Genomic DNA, 3,643 nt, shown 5'->3' with positions numbered 1-3,643 from the left:
CATTGTAACAGAAGGGCGGCTTCTTTTGTATTTAGACAAAAAGAAAAGGGGGCTGTCCCTAAGTCATCCTCGATGACTTTTGGGACAGCCCCTTCTCAGGTTGTATACACTTACGGGCGCCCCTTGCGGGTTCCCTTAAGTGTCGGTGCCATACGCCCCGGCCGCTCTGCCCTGACAGTGCCAGCCACTTCTCCTTGGTCCGTGGCTCCCCATGGTCAGTCGCTTCCGGGGAAATACAGGGAAAATCTCCCCGTAGTTTTCACGGAATGCAGGGAGATTCTCCCCGTATTTTCGTTATGTAAACTTGGCCTCGCCCAACTCTCAGTCGAATGCTGACGTATCCCGTCGAAAACGCTTTCCGACGGCCGGTTCGGCGGGCTTGAGGCGCCGACCGCCGCCCTAAGCGGGGAGATAGGGGGAGGATTTCCCTGCATTTGGTGAAAAATACAGGGAGAATTTCCCCATATTTCGGCGCCCACTCCCCGTCTACCAGGGCTGAGCAGCGGCCTCACATGAGAGGGCGCCTTCACCTTGAGTGCGTGTGAACCGGCCAGGGGCTACCCCTGGCCGTCTGTCTGTGGTAACGCGATGAGCCATCTCCGAACTGGCCGTGGCTCACAGCGTTTTATGAACACAAGGGCCCCGGGCAGGCGGGACGCAGTCGCATGAGCGACAAGCCCACCGGACCAGGGGCCCAGTCGAACCGAACACCTCACCGTGTCTGCATCTGCCCGAGGCGGGCCCGCCAGAGCCAGCGCCGCTCACGCCGTCGCATCTTGGCCGGGATGTACTGATAGTTCTGGACGGCCTCCGCAAAGAGCCTGCGGGCCAGCTCCGCCTGCCCGGCCTGCCGGCACAGGTGGCCGGCCCGGGTGAGGATCTCGACGCTCTCGAACTGCTCCAACTCGGCCACCAGTTCGGCGACGCGGCCCGCGTCGCCCCGGGCTGCGGCCTCCTCGATCAGGAAGAGGTAGGGCTCGCCGTAGGCCACGTTGGGCTGCAGGACCAGGGCCTTCTCCAGGCGCTCGCGCCCCTCTTCGAGGCGCCCCAGCTTCACCAGGGCACCGCCCAGCAGGTAGTGCGCCCGGGCGCTGTCCTCGCCCCGGTCGAACGCCCGCTCAAGGTATTCCGCCGCCGCCTGGAACCGGCCGCTGCGCAGGTAGTGCTCGCCCAGCTCCACCATGGCACGCACGTCCGAAGGGTTCACCTGAACCGTCTGGCGCAGGCTGGCGATGCGCCGCTGGTGGTGGATGGGGGCCATCAGCGCCGCCACGATGCCGAAGTACCGGTTGTCCAGGTACCAGAGCACCAGGAGCAGCAGCAGCAGCCGGCCCTCGGTCGTCCGGAGGAGCCACGAGATCGCAAGGAAGAGTCCGAATGTCTTCACAGTAGGCAAACCGCCCCTTCTCCGCCGCGACAGTTCATCTCTTACGTCGGATTCGACGGGCGGGGCGGTATCCCTGCCCTAGTGGCCTCCGGTCCCCGGCATCGGGTGGCCGGCCGGGTCGTGATAGATCGAGCTGTCCAAGGGACCCTCCACGTCGATGAAGCCCACCGCTCCCTTGTCGATGGCCCGGGAGATGGAGTGGTCCACAAGCGTGTAGCGGCCGGGCACCTCGGCGGTGAACTCCACGATGGTCGCCCCGCCGGCGGGGATCAGCGTCACGCCGATGTCCCGCTCCTGGGTCGTGCCGCCCTCGGCGTAGACCACGTCGAAGATCTCGCCGATCACGTGGAACGAGGAGGCGAGATTGGGCCCGGCGTTGCCCACGTAGAGCCGGATGCGCTCGCCCACGTTCGCCTTCATCGTCTGGTCGCCCGTCAGCGCCTGAAAGGCGCCGTTGAAGACCACGTAGTTGGGCTGCTCCCGGTACATCCGGTCGCCGTCGAAGGGCTGGTGCCCGCCGTCGGTGTGCCGGCCGGCCGCGTAGATCTCGCCCTGCATCACGTAGAACTCCCGGTCCACCGGCGGCAGCCCCTCCTCGGGCTCCACCAGGATCAGCCCGTACATCCCCTGGGCAATGTGCGTCGGGATGTGCGGCGAGGCGCAGTGGTAGATGTAGAGCCCGGGGTTGAGCGCCTTGAACGTGATGGTCTTGCCCTCGCCCGGGGCCACCTGCGTCGAGGCGGCGCCGCCGCCGGGGCCGGTCACCGCGTGCAGGTCGATGGAGTGGATGTTCATGGAGCTCTCGTGGTTCTTCAACGTCAGCTCAACGGTGTCGCCGACCCGCACCCGCAGGAACGGCCCGGGGACGGTCCCGTTGAAGGTCCAGTAGGTGTAGGTGGTGCCGTCGGCCAGCACGCCGTCCAGCTCCACCGTCTCCAGCTCGACCTTCACGTGCGCGGGCTCCCGCCGCCCCACCGGGCCGGGCAGGTCCGTCGCGGCCTTCCGGATGTCCGCCGCGCCTTCCTTCGCCGGTGCGAAGGTGCGCGGCGGCTCCACCGCGCGGGCCAGGTCCTCCACCTCCCCCGCCAGCTCCGCAATCCGCTCGCCGCCGGCCCGGTTCCCCATGAAGGCCACCGTGCCCACGATCAGCGCAGCGATTGCCAGTACCGCAGAAACCAGTGCCAATCGCTTGCCCATGATTCAGCCCCCTTGCCGCGCCCCACAGGCAGCGGCATTATTATTGCTTGGTGGTATCCCCTCGATCGATTGGGTACCATGGTCGCGGCTATTGTAAGTTTCATGCATCGGCTAATCCGTGACATGCATCACCGGGGACATGCCCGAAAAATCACCGGCAGTGATCGCGGCGATCTGACCCATGGATCACCCGCCGTCTCATCCCATGGATGGCCGGATGCCTGCCGCGCGGATCACGGCACTTCGCCCACAGGATGGTGAGTGGCTTTGACGGTAAACGTGCTGGGGCTCGATCCGGGCAAGCGGACGGGCTGGTTTCTGAGCAGGGGATACGAGCCGCTGGGATGCGGCTCGGAGCGCGATGCCTTGCGCATCCTCGAGCGGATCGCGCACGTCGACGTGGTGGTCGTCGAGGACGCGCTGGACATGGACCAGGTGGAGCCCCTCAGGCGGGTGCTGACCGTGCCCTGGGTGGAGGTGACGCCGGAGCAGCTGCAGCGGCGGCTGTTCACCCGGGTGCTGGGGCGGAAGCAGGTGAACGGCCCCGCGGTGCGGCAGGAGGTCGTGCGCCGCGCCTTCGGGACGGTGCCGGGCGACGTGCACGCCCTGGACGCCGCCTGCCTCGCGCTCTGGTGGCTGGCCGACAGCAACCTGGCCGACGGCGCGCCCGACCTGGGCACCCTGCGGGTGTGGGACCTGTTCACCATCGCCGACGAGTTCGGCGAGGAGACCTATCAGGTGGTGCCCCCCAACACCGCAGACCCCGGCCGCGGGCTGGTCTCCTGGGCCTCCCCGCTGGTGCAGGCGGTGAAGGGCGCCCGCCCGGGGGACGAGGTGACCGTGCACGCGCCCGGCGGCGACTGGCGCTGCCGGCTGGTGCGCATCGGCTCGTGAGGGATACGGGCTTTCCGGCTCGATGGCGGCCGGGTGCGGAACCTCTGGTCTGCCCGCATTACGGCTTGACAATAGAGTAGGGGCTGGCCTTTCGGCCAACGCCCCCTCGTCAAACCGGACGTGCAGTTTTCCCGCATCCGGCTTCCGCCGGTCGTAGCCCTACAA

The 3,643-nt window shown here is 67.1% G+C and carries 3 protein-coding genes; 1 reads left to right on the top strand and 2 read right to left on the bottom strand.

All coding sequences use genetic code 11. The features are described from left to right. Window positions 1-712 precede the first annotated feature (712 nt). The gene (locus J2Z79_RS18060; RefSeq protein WP_209468298.1) at window positions 713-1,387 is read right to left on the bottom strand and encodes a tetratricopeptide repeat protein; all 675 of its coding nucleotides are present in this window, start codon (window positions 1,385-1,387) and stop codon (window positions 713-715) included. Between the two features lie 78 nt (window positions 1,388-1,465). Next, window positions 1,466-2,584 carry a copper-containing nitrite reductase gene (gene nirK / locus J2Z79_RS18055; RefSeq protein WP_209468297.1) on the bottom strand — a complete coding sequence of 373 codons (1,119 nt, stop codon included), beginning with the start codon at window positions 2,582-2,584 and terminating at the stop codon, window positions 1,466-1,468. A gap of 267 nt (window positions 2,585-2,851) precedes the next feature. Here nirK and J2Z79_RS18050 point away from each other — a divergent pair, with 267 nt between their 5' ends. Next, window positions 2,852-3,478 (top strand): GreA/GreB family elongation factor, encoded by a 627-nt coding sequence (locus tag J2Z79_RS18050; RefSeq protein WP_209468296.1) that lies wholly within the window; start codon window positions 2,852-2,854, stop codon window positions 3,476-3,478. Window positions 3,479-3,643 lie beyond the last annotated feature (165 nt).

Source organism: Symbiobacterium terraclitae (genome assembly GCF_017874315.1).
Classification (GTDB): Bacteria; Bacillota; Sulfobacillia; order Symbiobacteriales; family Symbiobacteriaceae; genus Symbiobacterium; species Symbiobacterium terraclitae.
Note: the sequence above shows the minus strand (reverse complement) of the source record. Positions and strands in the feature narration are given on the sequence as shown.

Excerpts from the sequence above, each read along its gene's own strand:
- nirK (WP_209468297.1), bottom strand. The coding sequence starts at position 2,584 with ATGGGCAAGCGATTGGCACTGGTTTCTGCGGTACTGGCAATCGCTGCG.